Source organism: Sorangium sp. So ce1504 (assembly GCF_051521635.1).
GTDB lineage: Bacteria > Myxococcota_A > Polyangia > Polyangiales > Polyangiaceae > Sorangium > Sorangium cellulosum_B.
In genome coordinates this window covers 3789772-3806563 of sequence record NZ_CP150365.1, presented here as the reverse complement: position 1 = coordinate 3806563, position 16792 = coordinate 3789772, and the positions used below count along the sequence as shown (strand labels likewise).

General features: G+C 71.8%; 9 protein-coding genes. 7 read left to right on the top strand and 2 right to left on the bottom strand.

All coding sequences use genetic code 11. The features are described from left to right. Nucleotides 1-468 precede the first annotated feature (468 nt). On the top strand, nucleotides 469-855 hold the full coding sequence (locus tag WMF39_RS14475; RefSeq protein WP_437746087.1) for a KGG domain-containing protein: 387 nt from the start codon (nucleotides 469-471) through the stop codon (nucleotides 853-855). 66 nt (nucleotides 856-921) lie between these two features. On the opposite strand, the gene WMF39_RS14470 is transcribed toward WMF39_RS14475, so the two are convergent. Next, a complete protein-coding gene (locus WMF39_RS14470; protein WP_437746086.1) occupies nucleotides 922-2781 on the bottom strand; it encodes a PE-PGRS family protein in 1860 nt (619 codons plus the stop codon). An 804-nt stretch (nucleotides 2782-3585) separates the two neighbouring features. On the opposite strand from WMF39_RS14470, the gene WMF39_RS14465 reads away from it, so the two are divergent. The 6 genes from WMF39_RS14465 to WMF39_RS14440 all read left to right on the top strand — a co-directional run bounded on the left by WMF39_RS14465 (nucleotide 3586) and on the right by WMF39_RS14440 (nucleotide 12562). Beyond that, on the top strand, nucleotides 3586-5238 hold the full coding sequence (locus tag WMF39_RS14465; protein WP_437746085.1) for an FAD-dependent oxidoreductase: 1653 nt from the start codon (nucleotides 3586-3588) through the stop codon (nucleotides 5236-5238). Between the two features lie 220 nt (nucleotides 5239-5458). Beyond that, on the top strand, nucleotides 5459-6526 hold the full coding sequence (locus WMF39_RS14460) for a PEGA domain-containing protein (protein WP_437746084.1): 1068 nt from the start codon (nucleotides 5459-5461) through the stop codon (nucleotides 6524-6526). Then, complete coding sequence (locus WMF39_RS14455; protein ID WP_437746083.1) at nucleotides 6526-7980, top strand: SBBP repeat-containing protein; 1455 nt, start codon at nucleotides 6526-6528, stop codon at nucleotides 7978-7980. Before WMF39_RS14460 ends, WMF39_RS14455 begins: the two co-directional genes overlap by 1 nt. Nucleotides 7981-8003: 23 nt before the next feature. Beyond that, entirely contained in the window at nucleotides 8004-9602 is a 1599-nt protein-coding gene (locus WMF39_RS14450) for a thrombospondin type 3 repeat-containing protein (protein ID WP_437746082.1), read from the top strand. A 291-nt stretch (nucleotides 9603-9893) separates the two neighbouring features. Next, nucleotides 9894-10973 (top strand): hypothetical protein, encoded by a 1080-nt coding sequence (locus WMF39_RS14445; protein ID WP_437746081.1) that lies wholly within the window; start codon nucleotides 9894-9896, stop codon nucleotides 10971-10973. Nucleotides 10974-11206: 233 nt separating this feature from the next. After that, nucleotides 11207-12562: a hypothetical protein gene (locus WMF39_RS14440; RefSeq protein ID WP_437746080.1), complete on the top strand. Its 1356-nt coding sequence runs from the start codon at nucleotides 11207-11209 to the stop codon at nucleotides 12560-12562. A gap of 24 nt (nucleotides 12563-12586) precedes the next feature. On the opposite strand, the gene WMF39_RS14435 is transcribed toward WMF39_RS14440, so the two are convergent. Further along, a complete protein-coding gene (locus WMF39_RS14435) occupies nucleotides 12587-16705 on the bottom strand; it encodes a hypothetical protein (RefSeq protein WP_437746079.1) in 4119 nt (1372 codons plus the stop codon). Nucleotides 16706-16792 lie beyond the last annotated feature (87 nt).

Below are 16792 nucleotides of genomic sequence, written 5' to 3'. Positions count from 1 at the left end.
CGAGCGCTGGAGTCGTCCACACGAGAGGGCGCCGTGGGATTTCGACCGCGCGGCGCGGACGAGGCGCGATGGCCCGCGCGCTCACGACCGGTGGGGCAGTCTGCCGCGCGGCGGGGCGTCCGCTGGAACGCCGGTCTCGGCCGGGCTGAGCGGCGCTGGACGCAACGCGATCGGCGCTGCGCACTCGGCGCAGAAACCGCGTCTTCCCCGGGCGCGCGCGGAGGATCGCGGTCACCTCACCCTGCTGGAGCGCACCCTGGACGCTCCCGGGCGCTCACGAGAATCCGCGGAAGCCCCGTTGGATCCGCGCCGGTCACGTCGCGTGGCCATGGATCCCTCTTCATGGCACTCACGTTGCAGTCCCCCGGAGGAGCCGACATCGTTCAGCGACGATCCCACAGGGCACCACGCCTGGGTCGCCCCGTGAGGGCGCTGAAGCGATGCGCCCAGACACCAAGGAGACGACTCATGGCACAGCAACACGGTCAGAGCAGCAGTCGTGGGTTCGCGGCGATGGACCAGAAGCAGCAACGCGCGATCGCGAGCATGGGCGGCAAGGCCGCGCACGAGAAGGGCACGGCCCACGAGTTCAGCTCCGAGGAGGCCCGCGCGGCCGGCCGCAAGGGCGGCGCGAGCGTGAGCCAGAATCGCGAGCACATGGCCGCGATCGGCCGCAAGGGCGGCGCGGCCGTGAGCCAGAACCGCGGACACATGGCGCAGATCGGCCGCAAGGGCGGCGAGTCGCGCGGCGACGGACAGAGCGGCGCGCCGGAGGAGAGCGGGCGCGAGGGCGAGCAGGGCAGCAGCGCCGCACGGCACGCCGACGCCGTCGGGCCGCGCCACGAGACGAACTGAGCAGCGCTGCGGCACATCGCCGCCGGTGGTCGGGCGTGCGGGGGCGCCTGCGCGCCCGATCGTCCGTCACGGCGACAGGGTGACGAGGAAGACGTCGCCGTTGCTGCGATCGCCCACAGGCGCGCTGTGCTCGATGGCGGGGAGGCCGCCGCCGAGCTCGATCCGCTCGCCGTGGAAGAGGCCAGCCGCAACGGTGTTCCCGCTGCCGGTGACGGCCTGGGCCGTCGAGAAGCAGAAGACCCCATCGCGGTAGACGTCGGACCAGAGCTCCTCGGAGAAGTCCGGGCTGAGCTTCGCGACGAACGCATCGCCCGACTCGGGCGGCTCGATCTCCACGGGCGCCCCGCCGAGCTCGAGCGCCTCGGTGAAGTAACCGCTCAGCACGTGGTTGCCCCAGGGGTCCTGCGAGAAGCCCCAGACGAACTCGTCGCCCGCGGACGGGAGCCCACGGGCGGCGAGCGGCTCACCGGTCTCTGCGTCGAGCCGGGCCAGGTAGAGGTCGTAGTCCCCGACGGCGGCGCGCTCGATGTCCGTGGGCCCGACGCGGAACGGAGCGCTGTAGTTGCCGAGGACGACCGGATGGCCGCCGAGGCCGAGGCCGATGAACTTGGCAAACTGCTCGCCAGGGGCGCCCAGCGACCGACCCCAGACGAGGCTGCCCGATGCGAGATCGAACCGCAGGACGAGCCCATCGATGCCGTAGATCGGCTCGTCGTCGCGCGAGCCGTCGACGGCGCTCTCCACGACGTGGCCGTCGATCTCGAGCCTTCCGCCGAAGGCGCCGGCCGCGTAGAGGGCCGACTCGCCGACCGCGATGCTGCGGAAGCGCTGCCAGCTCTCCGCGGACCCGAACCGCCGGCTCCAGAGGTGGCCGCCGCCGGCGTCGAGCTTCGCCACGACGACGTTGGGACCGCCGCTCCCCTCGAGCGCGGTCCCGGGCGCCTCGCTGAAATTGATGCTGCCGTCGACCATGCCGAGGACGACGATCTCGCCCGCCTCGGTGATGGCCACGGCCGTGGCGCCCTGGTCGAGCTCGCCGCCAAAGCGCTTGCTGAAGAGGTGGTTGCCGTCGGCGTCGAGCTTGGCGACGAAGAGGTCCTTCCCACCGGCGCTCACGAGCTCCGTGCTCGCGTCCGCGCCGAAGTTGAGGGTTCCCTCGAACTCCCCGGCGACGACGACGTTGCCGATCGAATCCGTGGCCACCGCGAACGCGACCTGATCGGACTTGCCCCCGAAACGCCTGCTCCAGACGTGGCCTCCCGCCGCGTCGAGCTTCACGACGAAGAGGTCGAGACCACCGTCGCTCACGAGGGCGTCCGCCTCGCCACCGAAGTTGATCGCCGTCTCGAAGCCGCCGACCAGGACGACGTCGTCGTGCGGATCCGCCGCGATCGCCTCGATTCGCTCGTTCTTCGCCTCGCCGGCGCCGAGCCCCCACAGGGCATCTCCGAGGAACGCCGGAGGCTCGCCGCCGCCACTGCCGCCCGCGCCTCCGTCGCCGCCTGCGCCCCCCACCCCACCTGATGCACCGGCGCCCGTTTCGCCACCTTGCCCCCCCGCGCCGCCGACTCCACCGCTGCCGCCGGCGCCGCCGACTCCACCGCTGCCGCCGACTCCACCGCTGCCGCCGGCGCCGCCGACTCCACCGCTGCCACCGGCGCCGCCAACGCCACCGCTGCCGCCGGCGCCTCCGACCCCGCCTTGTCCCCCGGCACCCCCTTCACCGCCTTGCCCGCCGCCGCCTCCGGCCCCGCCCTGCCCGGCGACGCCGCCTTCGCCGCCTTGCCCGCCGGCGCCTCCGACGCCGCTCGCCGACGAGGTGACGCCGTCCTCAGGCTCCGAGTCGCAGCCGTTGCAGCCCAGGGGAAGTCCCATGCTCGTCAGAAGAGCAATCCGAGCCACGTTCGTCACGAAGTGCGCTTTCATCCATCCTCCATGTCTCGACGAAGAGCCCGAGCCGCGGGCGCTCGGTGGAGCCAAGGCCGGTTCGGCACCCCCTCGCTGTGGGCTGTCGAACGTCCTCAATCTGCTGTGTCGTGGACGTCAAGTACGCGTGCGCGCGGATCGAATCAAGCAGCTGTCGCGGCGAATTCGTGGCAACGATCGGCTACCCCTAAATCCGCCGGAACGACGCGTCCCGCCTGGACGGCGCGCCTCGCCTGGACGGGGCTCCCCGCTGACCAACCGTTCTCTTGCACGCGGCCCGCGATGGGCTCGGACGCGCGCCGCGCGTCGCAGGGTTGCCTCATCGTGGCAGAATGCCCCACCGCGAGCCCCGCGGCACGTCCAACATACAAGCCGCGCCGGGCGGCGGTGGGCGCGGTACGCGATCTGCATCGTTCCGCGAGTGATGTGGGTGGCTTGGCTCAGGAGCGCCACGGCTCTCTTTCCGCTCACGCTCTTCGCGTGCAGCGGCGACAGGGGCCGCGCGGGCGAGCGTCGGCACGGCGCTCGGCCGCTCACCCGCCTGTCGCCCGCTCGCTTCAACCACCTCTCCGCCGACCCGCGGGAGGGTACTGACGAGCTCACCCGAGCGCGCATTCGCGCGCGAACGAAGAACGCCGCCGGCGCGCGTCCCCCCGCGCGCGCCGGCGGCGCGGCGGCCATCGAGGCCGCATCCAGGGCATCTGGCGCGGCGGATCATCACGCCTCCCGGAGGGCGGACCCCACGACCGATCACCGAGACGAAGCGCCGGGCCAAAGCGCTCGGCGTCCAGACGCGGAGCGCCTATGACGGAGCGAGCCTACGATAAGAACACCGCCTGGACCCACGCCGTCATCCCTCCGATGACCCCCCTCGCGACCGACCACGAGGCGGACGTGTGCGTCGTCGGCGCGGGGATCGCCGGGCTGACGACGGCGTATCTCCTCGCGAAGGCCGGCAAACGCGTCGTCGTCCTCGACAACGGCGCCATCGGCGGGGGCGAGTCAGGGCTCACCACCGCGCACATCACGCACGCGCTCGACCGGCGTTGGGCCTCGCTCGCGAAGCTGCACAGCAAGAGCCGCCTGCGCCTCGCCGCACGGAGCCACACGGCGGCCATCGAGACGATCGAGCGGATCGTCGCGGAAGAGCAGATCGACTGCGACTTCCGGCGCGTCCACGGCTATCTCTTCACAGCCCCGGGATCGCCACCGGCCACCCTCCGGGACGAGATCGAGGCCGCGCACCGCGCCGGGCTCGGCTCGACCCATTACGTCGACCGCGCGCCGCTGCTCGATTTCGATACGGGGCCCGCGGTCCGCTTCCCCGATCAGGCGCAGTTTCATATTCGCAGGTACCTCGCGGGGCTCGCGCGGGCGATCGAGCGCGACGGCGGCAAGCTCTACACGCTCGCGCACGTGGTCGACGTCGACGAGGACACCGTGCCTCACGGGGTGGTCGTCAAGACGGCGCGCGGGCACCGGGTGATCGCCAGAGAGGCCGTGCTCGCCACGAACTCCCCGTTCCTTCCGCGCATCGCCGTGCACCTGAAGCAAGCCGGCTACCGGAGCTACGTCGTCGGCCTGCGCATCCCGCGGGGCGCCGTCCCACCGGGGCTCTACTGGGACACGGCCGAACCGTTCCATTACGTCCGCCTCGCCAACATCAACGGCGCGAACGACCCTGACGAGGTGCTCCTCGTGGGAGGAGAGGACCACAAGACCGGACAGGCCAGCGACGCGGACCAGCGCCACGCGCGGCTCGAAGCGTGGGCGAGAGAGCGCTTCACGCAGGCCGGCGAGGTGCTGCACCGCTGGTCCGGCGAGGTGATGGAGACGGCCGACGGCCTCGCGTACATCGGTCGCATCAAGAAGGGATCGAGGATCCTCATCTCCACGGGCGACTGTGGCAACGGCATGACGCACGGGACGATCGCGGGCCTCGTGATCTCCGACCTCGTGCAGGGCCGCGACAGCCGGATGGCGTCGCTCTTCGATCCCACCCGCGTCAACCTGAGCCTGGCCGCCGTCGCCGAGGTCGCGAAGGAGAACCTCAATGTCGCGTGCCAGTACGCCTCATGGCTCGGCAAGGGCGATGTCCCTGACGTGGCGCAGATCGCGCCCGGCGCCGGCGCCGTCGTGCGCAGGGGCCTGAAGAAGCTCGCCGTCTACCGCGATCCGCAAGGGCAGATCCACGAGATGTCGGCCATGTGTACCCACCTCGGCGGCGTGGTCTCGTGGAACTCCGCGGAGCGCAGCTGGGACTGCCGCTGTCACGGCGCCCGCTTCGACGCCATGGGCCGCGTCCTCCGAGGCCCGGCGACGGCCGATCTCACGCCGATCGCGCCGAGCGAGGCGCCTCTCAGCGCCGGAGGATCGGTTTCGCCGCCGAGGGAGCGGGAGGGGGTTGCCGGCCAGCCGGCGGCCGTGCCCCTGCCCCAGAGTCGCCCGGCCACGTGAACGGAGCGAGTCGCGAACGCCAACGTGCGGTGAGCGCAATGGGCGTGGCTCGACGTGATCGACGTGATCGACGTGATCAACACGATCGACGCCAAACGCGCTGCGCGCGCCATGGCCCGATGAGCACGATGCGCGCGCGCTGGCGTAGTTGACCCCCGCGCGAGCGGCGTGCGATCATGATCGAGTAGTCCGGGGCTGTCCCGGGCGGCTTGGTGATGAGATGAAATTGTTGCGCCCCCGTGCCTCCCGCGCCGCAGGCATAGCCCTGGCTGTCCTCTCGGTCGCCGGGGCGCTTCCGGCGCGGGCCGAGCCCTCGGCGGCCGATCGGCAAACCGCGCGGACGCTCCTCATCGAGGGGCGCAAGAAGCGCGACGCGGGGGACGTCGCCGGCGCCCGCGAGGATTTCCAGGCGGCCCATGCGCTCGTGCGCGCCCCCACGACGGGGCTCGATCTGGCGCGTGCCGACGAGGCGCTCGGTCGCCTGATCGAGGCCCGGGAGACGGCCTACGAGGTCGTCCACCTGCCCCTCGGGAGCGACGAGCCGCCGGTGTTCACGCAGGCGCGGGCGGCCGCCGCGGCGATGGTCGAGCAGCTCGAGGCGCGCATCCCGTCGCTCCAGCTGCGGGTCGAGGGTCCGGCGCTGGACCAGATCGAGGCGCGCGTGGACGGCCAGCCGATCCCCCGCGCGGCGCTCCCCTACCCGCGCAAGCTCAACCCCGGTCGCCACGAGGTGGTGGTGGCGGCGCCAGGCTTCCAGACGGCGCGGCGCGAGGTCACGCTGAAGCAGGCGGAGCGCGCGCCGGTGGAGGTCCGCATCCGCCTCGTACCGGGGCAGTCGACCGAGCCGAAGGCAGGTGCAGCCGCGGGTGGGAGTATGGGCGCAAACGTGGGCGGAGGGCAGCTGCCGCCCGTGGACGCGCCGACGGAGCCCCGCGCGCCGGTGCCGCTGTGGGCATGGACGGCGGGCGGCGTGGGGCTCGCGGCGCTCGCGGGGGGCGCGGTGTTCGCTGCCGACCACATGGCCGCGCGGGCTCGGGTCGAGGACGAGTGCCCCGGGTCCGTGTGTGATCGGGGCGTCCACGACTTCGAGAGCATGGAGGCGCTCCGGGCGCGGTGGAACCGCAGCCTGGGGCTGTCGGTGACGCTCGGCGCGGTCGGCCTCGCCGGCGTGGGCGCGGCGCTGGGCGGCATCCTCCTGCGGCCCGGGGCGGGCGGCGAGCGGGCCTCGTCGCTCGTGCCGATCGCGACGCCCACGGCGCAGGGTGTGGTGTGGCAGGGGGTGTTCTGATGAGGGTACGGCGGTTCTACCCGGCGACAGCCGGCGCGGCGCTTGGCGTCGTGATGGTGGGCGCTGCGGCGCTCGGCGCTGCGGTGCTCGGCTGCGCGCCCGAGCTCAGCCTGTCGACCCCTGCGGGGGCCGGCGGCGAAGGCGGCGGCGGCGCGCGGCCGTCGGGCGGTGAGGTGCAGTGGGCGCGCGCGCTCGGGGGCGACGGGGAGCGTGCAGGGGCGAGCGTGGCCGTCGCCGACGACCGCACCGCGGCGCTCCTTGGCAGGCTCACGAAGGCGGAGGACGTGGCCCTCGACGACGAGAGCGTGACCCCGATCGGCGAGGAGAACGTCTTCTGGGCGCGGCTCTCGGCGAGCGACGGGTCGGGGCTCGGGCTGAAGCGCTTCGGTGCGTTCGATCCGCAGACGGTGAACGCGCTCGTGCCGGACGGGAACGAGGGCCTCCTGGTCGCGGGGGAGTTCTCCGGCACGCTGGAGTTCGGCGGCGAGCCGCGGACGAGCGCCGGCGGGCGAGACGGTTACGTCGCGAGGCTCGACGCGGAGGGGCAGGAGCTGTGGCTGCAGCCGCTCGGGGGCATCGGCTTCCAGGCGGCGACGAGCGTCGCGGCGACGGCGATGGGGCGCCTCGTCGTGGCCGGCCGCTTCTCGGGCGCGCTGCACGTCGGCGAGGACCGGCTCGAGAGCGCCGGTGGCAGCGACGTGTTCCTGGCGAGCTTCGATGACAACGGCGCGCCGCTCTGGAGCGAGCGGTTCGGCGACGGCTTCGATCAGCAGGCCCGCGCCGTGGCGATGGACGAGCGCGGCAACGCGATCGTGATCGGAGATTTCGCCGGCACGCTCGATCTGGGCGGCGATCCGCTGGAGAGCGCCGGGGATTTCGATGTGTTCGTGGCGAGCTTCGACGCGCTCGGCGAGCACCGCTGGAGCAAGCGCTTCGGCGACGCGGGGCCGCAGCGGGCCAAGGCGGTCGCGGTGGACGGGGCGGGCAACGTGATCGTGGGCGGGGAGTTCGGCGCGACGATCGATCTCGGCGGGGGCCCTCGGGCGGCCGGAGAGCACCAGGCGGTGTTCGTGGCCAAGCTCGATTCGACGGGAGAGCACATCTATAGCCGGGTGATCGGCGAGGACGGCGCGTCGCTGGGGCAGCTCCTCGTCGACGGCGCGGGGGACGTGGTCGTCGCGGGGGGGTTCCGCGGAGACACGACGCTGGCGGACGGGTCGGTGACGAGCGCGGGGGACGACGACGTGTTCGTGGCCAAGCTCGATCCGGAGGGCGTCTACCGGTGGAGCCACCGCTTCGGCGGCGCCGGCGCGGACCGGGCGACGGGCGTGGCCATCGACCGCGACAGGCAGGTCTACGTGACCGGCGCGTTCACCGGGAAGGTGACGTTCGGGGAAAAGCGGATCGAGGGAGGCGAGGGCACGGACGTGTTCGTGACCAAGCTGTCGCCATGAAGGCCATGACGAATGGAGGCGCGATGAAACGTGCGGGGACGAGGGGCGTGCGGTCGCGCGGGCGACGGTTCTCGGTGGGGCTCGTGGCGGGCCTGTTCGGGCTGATCCTGCCAGCAACCGGCTGGGCGGAGGACCCTGATACCGATCTGGATGGGGTCGTGGATCCCCTGGACAACTGCGTGCAGACCCAGAATCCGGACCAGGCAGATGCCGACGGCGATGTTCTCGGCGATGCGTGCGACAACTGCCCGTCCGCTATCAATCGGGATCAGCGGGATTCGGATTCCGACGGCGTCGGCGACGCGTGCGACAACTGTCCTGTCGCGATGAACCCGGACCAGTCGGATGCGGAGGCGGACGGCACCGGCGACGCCTGCGACGACGATGACGACAACGACGGTGTCCTGGATGCCGATGACAACTGTCCTGGCACAGCGAACGCCGATCAGGTGGACTCCGATGGAGACGGCACCGGCGACGTTTGTGAGGCCGGTGACGACGACGGCGACGGCATCGACAACGACGTCGACAACTGTCGCGACGTCCCGAACTCGCTCCAGCAGGACAGAGACGACGACAAGATCGGCGATCTCTGCGACAACTGCCCTGCCACGCGCAATCCGAACCAGGAGGACAGCGACGGCAACGGCGTCGGCGACTTCTGCGAGCCCGACATCGACACCGACGGCGACGGGCTGCGCAACGCAGAGGACAACTGCCCTGTGGATCAGAACCCTGGCCAGGAGAACGCGGACGGGGACAGCCTCGGGGACGCCTGCGATCCCGACAGCGACGACGATGGCGTGGTCGACGTGGAGGACAACTGCGCCGTCGTGCCCAATCTGTTCCAGGAAGATACGGACGGCGACGGCACCGGCGATGCCTGCGAGGACGACGACGACAACGACGGCGTCGTGGACGCAGAGGACAATTGCCCGCACGTGCCCAACCAGGATCAGACCGACGGCGACGGCGACGGCCGCGGCGACGCCTGCGACCTCGGGGCCGACGTCGACGGCGACCGCGACGGCATACCGGACGAGACGGACAACTGCCCGCACGTGCCGAACCCCGATCAGACGGACGCCGACGACAACGGCGTGGGCAACGCTTGCGAGGACGTGGACGGAGATGGCCTGAGCGACGCGGCGGACAACTGCGACGAGGAGTACAACCCCGATCAGGCCGACAGCGACGGCGACGGCCAGGGCGACGCCTGCGAGGACGACGACGACAACGACGGCGTCCCGGACGAGCAGGACAACTGCACCTCCGTCCCCAACGCGGATCAGGCCGACAACGACGAGGACTATCAGGGCGACGCCTGCGACGTCGATGACGCGGACGACGACAACGACGGCGTCCCGGACGGCGACGACAACTGCCCGCTCGCGGCCAACGCGGATCAGGGGGATGGCGACGCCGACGGGGTCGGCGACGCCTGCGACGACAGCGGCGGTGCGGGCAGCAGCGGCGGCGGGTCCACGGAGCCGGAGGTCTCGTCCGGGCTGGTCTGCGCGATGCAGCGAGGCGAGCGCGGCGGCGCGCTCGTCGGCCTCGTGGCGCTCCTCGCGGGCGCGCTGGGCCTGGGCGCCCGAAGGCGGCGCGACCACGCGGCGTGACCGCCGCTGCGCGCGGCCCTGGCGCGCAGCGGGCACGCGACCCCATGAGAGCGACGAGCGTGCCCGCTCGGTTGCCACCTGGAAGACGAAGAGACAACTGCGAGCACAACGTGGGTTATCACCCCACGACCACACGCCGGTTTCGCGATGGCTCCGCGTTTTTTTCGCGATCGGTCATTTTTCTGAGCCGTGACCTGACCGCGGCGGAACTGCTCCGGATGAACGCGCCGGTAGTCCCGCTCCGCAGCTCGCGCTGCGGACGGGAGCGCCTGAGCCACCTCTGGAGACACCATGCGCCTAGCTCTCTCTCTCTCGTTGGTGACCGCCCTGTTTGGACTCACCCTCAGCGCCGGCTGTAGCGACAGCACCGTTGACGGCGCCGCCCCATCCGGCGGCGCGGGAGGAGGCGACACCGCGAGCGGCGGCGGCACCGCGAGCGGCGGCGGTAGCGCGAGCGGCGGCGGCATCGCGAGCGGCGGCGGCACCGCGAGCGGCGGAGGGGCCGGCACCGGCGCTGCGGGCGGAGGCATGGCGACCCCGACGAGCATCGTCGAGTGCCAGGGCAAGACGTACGCGTGCGGGGATCTCGTCGACAACGACGACGATGGGCTCGTCGACGCGCAGGATCCGGACTGCCTCGGCCCGTGCGACAACACCGAGGGCAGCTACTACGGCGGGATCCCCGGCCAGGCGGGGCCGGCGTGCACCGTCGACTGTTATTTCGACCAGGACTCCGGCTCCGGCAACGACGATTGCCACTGGAACCACAAGTGCGATGAGCACGAGGTCGCGCCCGGGTTTCACCCGGAGTCCATCAACGGGACGATGTGCGCCTATGACAGCGGGACCTCGACGCCGGGCGCCGATGGCAAGAGCTGCAGCGATCTCAACGACGAGCAGTCCGATATGTGCCATACGATCTGCGGTCCGCTCACGCCGAACGGCTGCGACTGCTTCGGCTGCTGCGAGCTGCCGGCGGGCGGCGGCAAGTACGTCTGGCTCGGCTCCGACGCCGATGGCACCGGTGAAGGCTCCTGCTCGCGCGGCCACGAGTCCGACCCGACCCGCTGCGAGCCCTGCACGCCCGTGGATGCTTGCCTGAACGAGTGCGGCCGCTGCGAGCTGTGCCTTGGCAAGGACACGCTGCCAGACGACTGCTTCGAGTCCGGCACCGGCGCCGGGGGCGGCGGAGCTGGAGGCGGAGCCGCGACAGGCGGCGGCGGAGACGCGACCGGCAGCGGCGGCGGGCCCACCGGCGAGCCCCAAGGCCAGTGCGCGGCGGAGGTCCAGCCGTGCGGGCTCTCCGGCCAGGAGCCTTGTGCCGCAGGCTACTACTGCATCACCGGCTGCTGCCAGGTCATCTTGAACTAGCCCTACGCTTGCCCGGGTTCTCCCTGGATTCGAGGACAGGGATTGAACCATGAAAGACACAGAAGAACCGGAGGGATGTGTTCCCCCTGCTCGGTGCCCGCCGCGCCTGCGTGATTCACTGTCCCTGCTCGGAGCGGCGACAGGATCGCAGGCCGCGGCGCTGGCCGCTCACGAGCTGAAAAGCTGAGCTTGCAGCGACAAGACGTGGTTTGAAAGGAGACGAGTCGATGGTGATGCGCTCGATGTCTGTTGGGATGCTGTGCGCCTTGATGGGGATGGGGTGCGGCGGCGACGACGAGGGTCAGCCGCAGAGCTGCTCGGTGGCCGCGCAGACGGGGTGCGCCGCCCCGCAGGTGTGCGAGGAGGTGGAGGGCGCCGAGCCCGCTTGCTTCGAGCCGGTGACGCTGAGGGGGCGCGTCTACGACTCGCTCGACGACAAGGCCATCGCGGGCGCGCGCGTGCTCGCCCGGGACCCGAGCGACGCGGTGATCTCCCGGGTGGCCGTCACCGGGGCCGACGGGACGTATGAGCTCGTCGTGCCCGCGCGGCGCGACGCGAGCGGCGCTCCGATCGAGGTCAACATCACGCTGCGCGCCGACGCGCAGACGTACGAGACGTTCCCGAAGGCGCCGCGGGTCGCGCTGCCCATCGACCTATCCACGGCGGCGGGCAAACCGCTCGCGATCGAGTCGGCGGCGACGGAGATCTCGCTGTTGCCGCTCTCGGACAGCGAGGAGCTCGGTTCCATCTCCGGGGTCGTCCACGCCGACCAGCCTGGCGGGACGCTGCTGGTCGCAGGCGGCGCCACCGGCGCGGCCGATCTCGACGGCAGCTACACCATCTACAACGTGGCTGCGGGCGACGTCACGGTGAAAGGTTATGCCGCCGACCTCGCGCTCGACACGGCGAGCGCGACGGTCAGCGCCGGCAAGGAGACGACGGGCGTGGATCTCCACGCGACCGGAGACGCGACGGCGGTGGTGAGCGGCAAGGTCGAGATCGTGAATGCTCCAGGGGGGAGCGAGACCTCGGTCATCCTCGTCGTGGCCGATACCTTTGACGAGGCGACCGCGCGCGGCGAGGCCCCGCGAGGGCTCCGGCAAGGCAACGTCACCGGCGACTTCTCGATCGCCGGGGTGCCCGATGGCGATTACGTGGTCCTCGCCGCGTTCGAGGACGACGCGCTCGTGCGGGATCCTGACACGTCGATTGGCGGGACCGAGATCGTGCGCATCACCGTCGCCGGCCAGGACCTGCCCGTCCAGGAGTCGTTCAAGGTGACGGGCGCGCTCGGCGTGGTCTCGCCCGGCGCGAGCACGCTGGAGGAGGTGAGCGGGACACCGACGTTCGTCTTCGCGGACGACTCCAGCGAAGATCTGTACGAGGTGAGATTGTTCGACGCGCTCGGCGCGAAGATCTGGGAGAACCTGGAGGTGCCCGGTGTGTCGGGGAGCAAGAACGTCTCTGTCGACTACGACGGTCCCGCGCTGATCCCGGGGATGATCTACCAGTTCAGGACCACCTCGAAGAAGGACGGCACGCCCATCTCACAGACCGAGGATCTGAAGGGGGTCTTCGTCTACAGGTGATCGCAGGGCGCGCAGGCGCCGCCGTCAGCAGCGACGGCGGCGGGCGCGGCGCGCGCTGCCGAGCGCCACGAAGACGCCGCACAGCGCGAGCGCGCGAGCCGCTCCTGACGCGTGCCCGGTCTCACCGCCGATGACGGCATACGCGCAGCTGACGCCCAAACAGCAGCAGTGGCCCGGGGGCGCTCCTCCCTCGGATTGGCCCCCTCCCCCTTCCCCACCCCCACCCGCCGCATCTCGGCCACCGCCGACCCCTGTGCCGCCCGCCCCGCCGGCATCGGTGGAGCAATCGCCGCCGGCGCCGTCGCCCCTGCCTCCGGCGCCCTGGGCCGGTCCTCCGGCGTCGCCGCCGCCGCCTGCGCCGCCGCCGCTTGCGCCGCTGCCGCCTGCGCCGCCGCCGCCCACTGCGCCGCCGCCGCTTGCGCCGCTGCCGCCCACTGCGCCGCCGCCGCCCACGCCTGCTGCAGTCCCTCCGTCGTCGCCGCCACCGCCCCCTCCCGCGGTGGCGCTGTTCGGCGTGTTCCGGCAGCCAAAGAAGGGATGGCATTCGTCCGTGGTCGTCGGATCCCCGTCGTCGCAGTAGAGCGGGATGTCGCTCAGACAGAGTCCCTGGAAGCAGACCTCGCTGCCATTGCAGACATCGAAATCATCGCAGCTGGCGCCGTCCGGCAGGCTCACGTCCGAGGGACAGCTCCCTGCGCCGTCGCAATACTCCCCGGGATCGCACAGCGAGGTCGCGATGCGACAGATCGTGGTCGGCGGCTCGGCGGTGCACAGAGCCGAGCAGCAATCCCCGTTGCGCAGGTTGCCGTCGTCGCACTGCTCGCCGAGCCCGAGCTCGCCATCGCCGCAGACGGCGGGCCTCACCGTGAGCACCGTCGGATCGGCCGCGCCGGCGAACAGGGGCTCGTCGGTCATCGCGCTCGACTCGTTGACGCCGTCGGAGTCCGCGTCGAAGAAGAGCGTGCCCTGGTTCGTGACGACGAGTCCATCGGTCAGGGGACGCAGGATCGCTTCCATCGTGAGCACCACCCACTCCCCCGGCTCGACCTCGCCATTCCAGCCCACCGTGTTGGTGGCGGGATCGGCCGAGACCGCGCCCTTGTCCGCGAACGCGCCTTCCAGCAGGAGCTCGGGCGGGAGCACGTCCACGAACTCGAACCCTGCATTGTCGGGCTGCACGCGCCCACCCGTGTTGCTGATGAGCGCCGTATAGGCGAGATCCTCGCCGGCGATGCGCTCGCCGAGGACCGTGAGATAGCCGATCAGGCGCGCTGGCACGGAGACGTCGATGCGCACGCCGCTCTCGTTGTTTTCCGGCGCCGGATCGTGCTCGCTCGAGCTCACCTTCGCCGTGCTCTCGATCTCCTCGTCGACCGTGGGCGGCGGGAGCGTGGGCGCGACCATGGTGACCGCGATGGACGAGCTCTCCCGTGCGGCGAGCGAGGCGCGCCGGCACACGAGCTCTCCGCCGGCCAGGTCGCACGTCCAGCCGGTCCCCGAGGCGCTGACGAGGCTCGCCCCGGCGGGCAGCACGGACGACACGACGACGTCGCTCGCATCGCCCGGCCCCTCGTTGGCGACGTCGATCGTCATCGTGAGCTGCGCGCCCGGCGATACAGGATCCGGCGCGGCCGTCTGGGTGATGGCCAGATCCGCCCCGCAGGCCCCGGACACGACCGGCACCGCCGCGAACACGATGTTGTCGACCGCGACGCCGCACGGCCCGGGGCGCCCGATATCCGTGCAGACCCGGCTGTCGTCCTGCGTGTAGTCGAAGCGGAGCCTCACGGTCCGCCCCCGCATCCCCGCGCCAGGGAAGCGGATCGACACGCGCTTGCTCCCGCTGGAGCTGCCGGACCATACCGCGTTATCCTCCAGGTAGTCCGGGTCGTCGCGGGCTGGAAGGTGCTTTGGGAAGTGGTGGCTCCCGCCGGTGACGATCCGCTCGGCGAACGCCTCCGCGAGCACCGCCCGGGGCACGGCGCCGGCCGTGAGATCCTCCACGCGCAGCGTCAGACCGTCGAACGCCTGGATGAGCTTTTGCGGATCGTCCTCCAGCTCGTAGGTGAGATCGAAGTCGAGCGTGACGTGGGAGTTCCCGGAGCTCTCCGGGATCGTCACGGCGGGCGACACCAGCGCGACGAGCGACGTCGCCGCCTCCTCGTCGTGAAATGCCACGTTGTTTCCGGGCGTCAGCGTCTGCGCGACGGTCCACGGCGAGGCGGAGGCCGTCCCGCCGGCGCGCACCGACTGCCAGCCGGAGGGCAGCGCTGGCGCGCTCGCTGCGTCGAAGTCCTCGCGGAGGAGGACCTCCGCGGCGCCCGGCGAGCCCGTCTCGAGCTGGATCGGCAGCTCGACCGTGCCCTGAGCCGAGCTCACCGTGAGCGTCAGATCGATCGGCGCGCCAGGAACGAAGTCCCGGCCCGTCCTGAGGACGAATGGCGCGTCGCTCGCGACCGTGCGGAGCGGCTCGATATCCGGGTAGAGCGCGCTCGCCCTCACGATGGTCACGGAGGGCGTCTCCGTGGACAGCGCGGCGGTGATCCGGGAGACGGTCGTCCTGCCGGAGATCGGGTTGGCGAGGTGGTTCTCGAGGTAGACGCCGACGTCGACGAGCTCCCCCGGATCGACGCGCTCGTTCGCGAGGGCGCCGCACGCGGTGTCCGCGATCCGGGCGCCGGCCGCGCGCAGCGGCGGGACGCTGGCGAGCTCGTCGAGGACGTCGAGGTGGACGTTGGGCGCGATCAGGGAGGTCGACGACGGCTGCCCCTCGTCGAACCGCGGCGGGGTGGCCGTCATGCTGAAGACGCTGTAGAGCTCACCGGCGAGCGCGACGCCGCCGATGCGGTCGCCGAGGTTCTGCCGGGAGGCGTCGTTACCGTGGCCCGCGTGAAAGGGGTGGTCCGAGATCGGCGCAGGCGGGCTGAAGGAGGCGCCTTGATCGCTCGACGCGGTGTGGACGATCTCGGTCAGGTCGCCCGAGCTGTCGACATCCTGGTCGTAGTAGACGACGTGCGCGGTGCCGGTCGTCCGGTCGACGGCCACGAAGGGGAAGAACTGGGCCCGATCGCGCCCTGGATTGCTGTTGAGGAGGACGGCGGGGCCTGCGGTGCACTGCTCTGTGAAGGAGCGCAGGGCGATGTCCCCTGTGCCGTGGGCGCCGCTCCGCTGGTAGACGACGTAGACCTGCCGCGTGGCCTGGTCGACGTCGATCGACGGGGCGCTCCTTCCGTCGTCGACGCCGAGGATCTGGTCTTCCGTGGGGTAGCTGGCCTCGTCGAGGAGGGTGAGCGGCTCCCAGGTGACGCCTCCGTCGATCGACCGGCGGCAACCGACGTTGCGCAGCGAGGTCCCCGGCTCGATGGCGCGAAAGACAGCATAGACGACCGAGTCCCTGTCGGTCGCCCCCGGGAGGATGCGCGCGCTCGGCCCGTCGAGATCGCCACCGGCGGGCGCCTGCGCGATCGTGGCCGCGGGCGACCAGGTCTGGCCGAGATCGTCGGAGTGGCTGTAGAGGATCCTCGGAGACGCTCCGCCGCGCTGAACCCAGGCAACGGAGAGGCGCCCGGTCGCCGCGTTGACGTCGATGGAGGCCTGCTCGGCGCTCTCCCCCGCGACGAAGGCGGGGGTCACCTCGACCGGTGCGGACCATGAGGAGCCGGCCGTGCTGCTGCCGGGGTTCGAGGCATGGAGGCAGAGGCCCTGGAGGCCATCGGCGGGGCGAACGTAGGTGGAGGAGCTGACGAACACGTCGCGGGTCGGATCGTGGACGACGCGCGGGGCGCCGAGCACCTGGCCGCCGGCGACCGAGAGCAGCGCCCCCGCGCCGCTTGGGCCGAGGACCTCGGCGAAGGATCTCCCGCCGTCGGCGGAGCGCGCAACGCCGGACAGGCTGATCGGATTCGCGCGGGCGCCGCGCGGATCGGTGTAGGTCGCGACGAGGATGCTCGCGTCGGCGTTGGCGGCGATCGCGGCCTGGTGCTGAGCGCCGAGCGCATCGACCGCGTGCACGGTGCGGTCGGCGCTCGCGACGGCCGCGAGCCGAGCTGCGCCGAGCGCCTCCGGTTCGTCGCTGCCACAACCGGCGCCGGCGGTGAGGAGCCCCCCGCTGAGCAACCAAGCGACCGTGCGTCGCGCGCGCATAACACCTCCGAAAGGAGATAGATGCCGCGAGTTCGCAGGACGTGCCGATTTCCCCGACATTGCGAGGCCTGTCCGGCGAACGGGCGC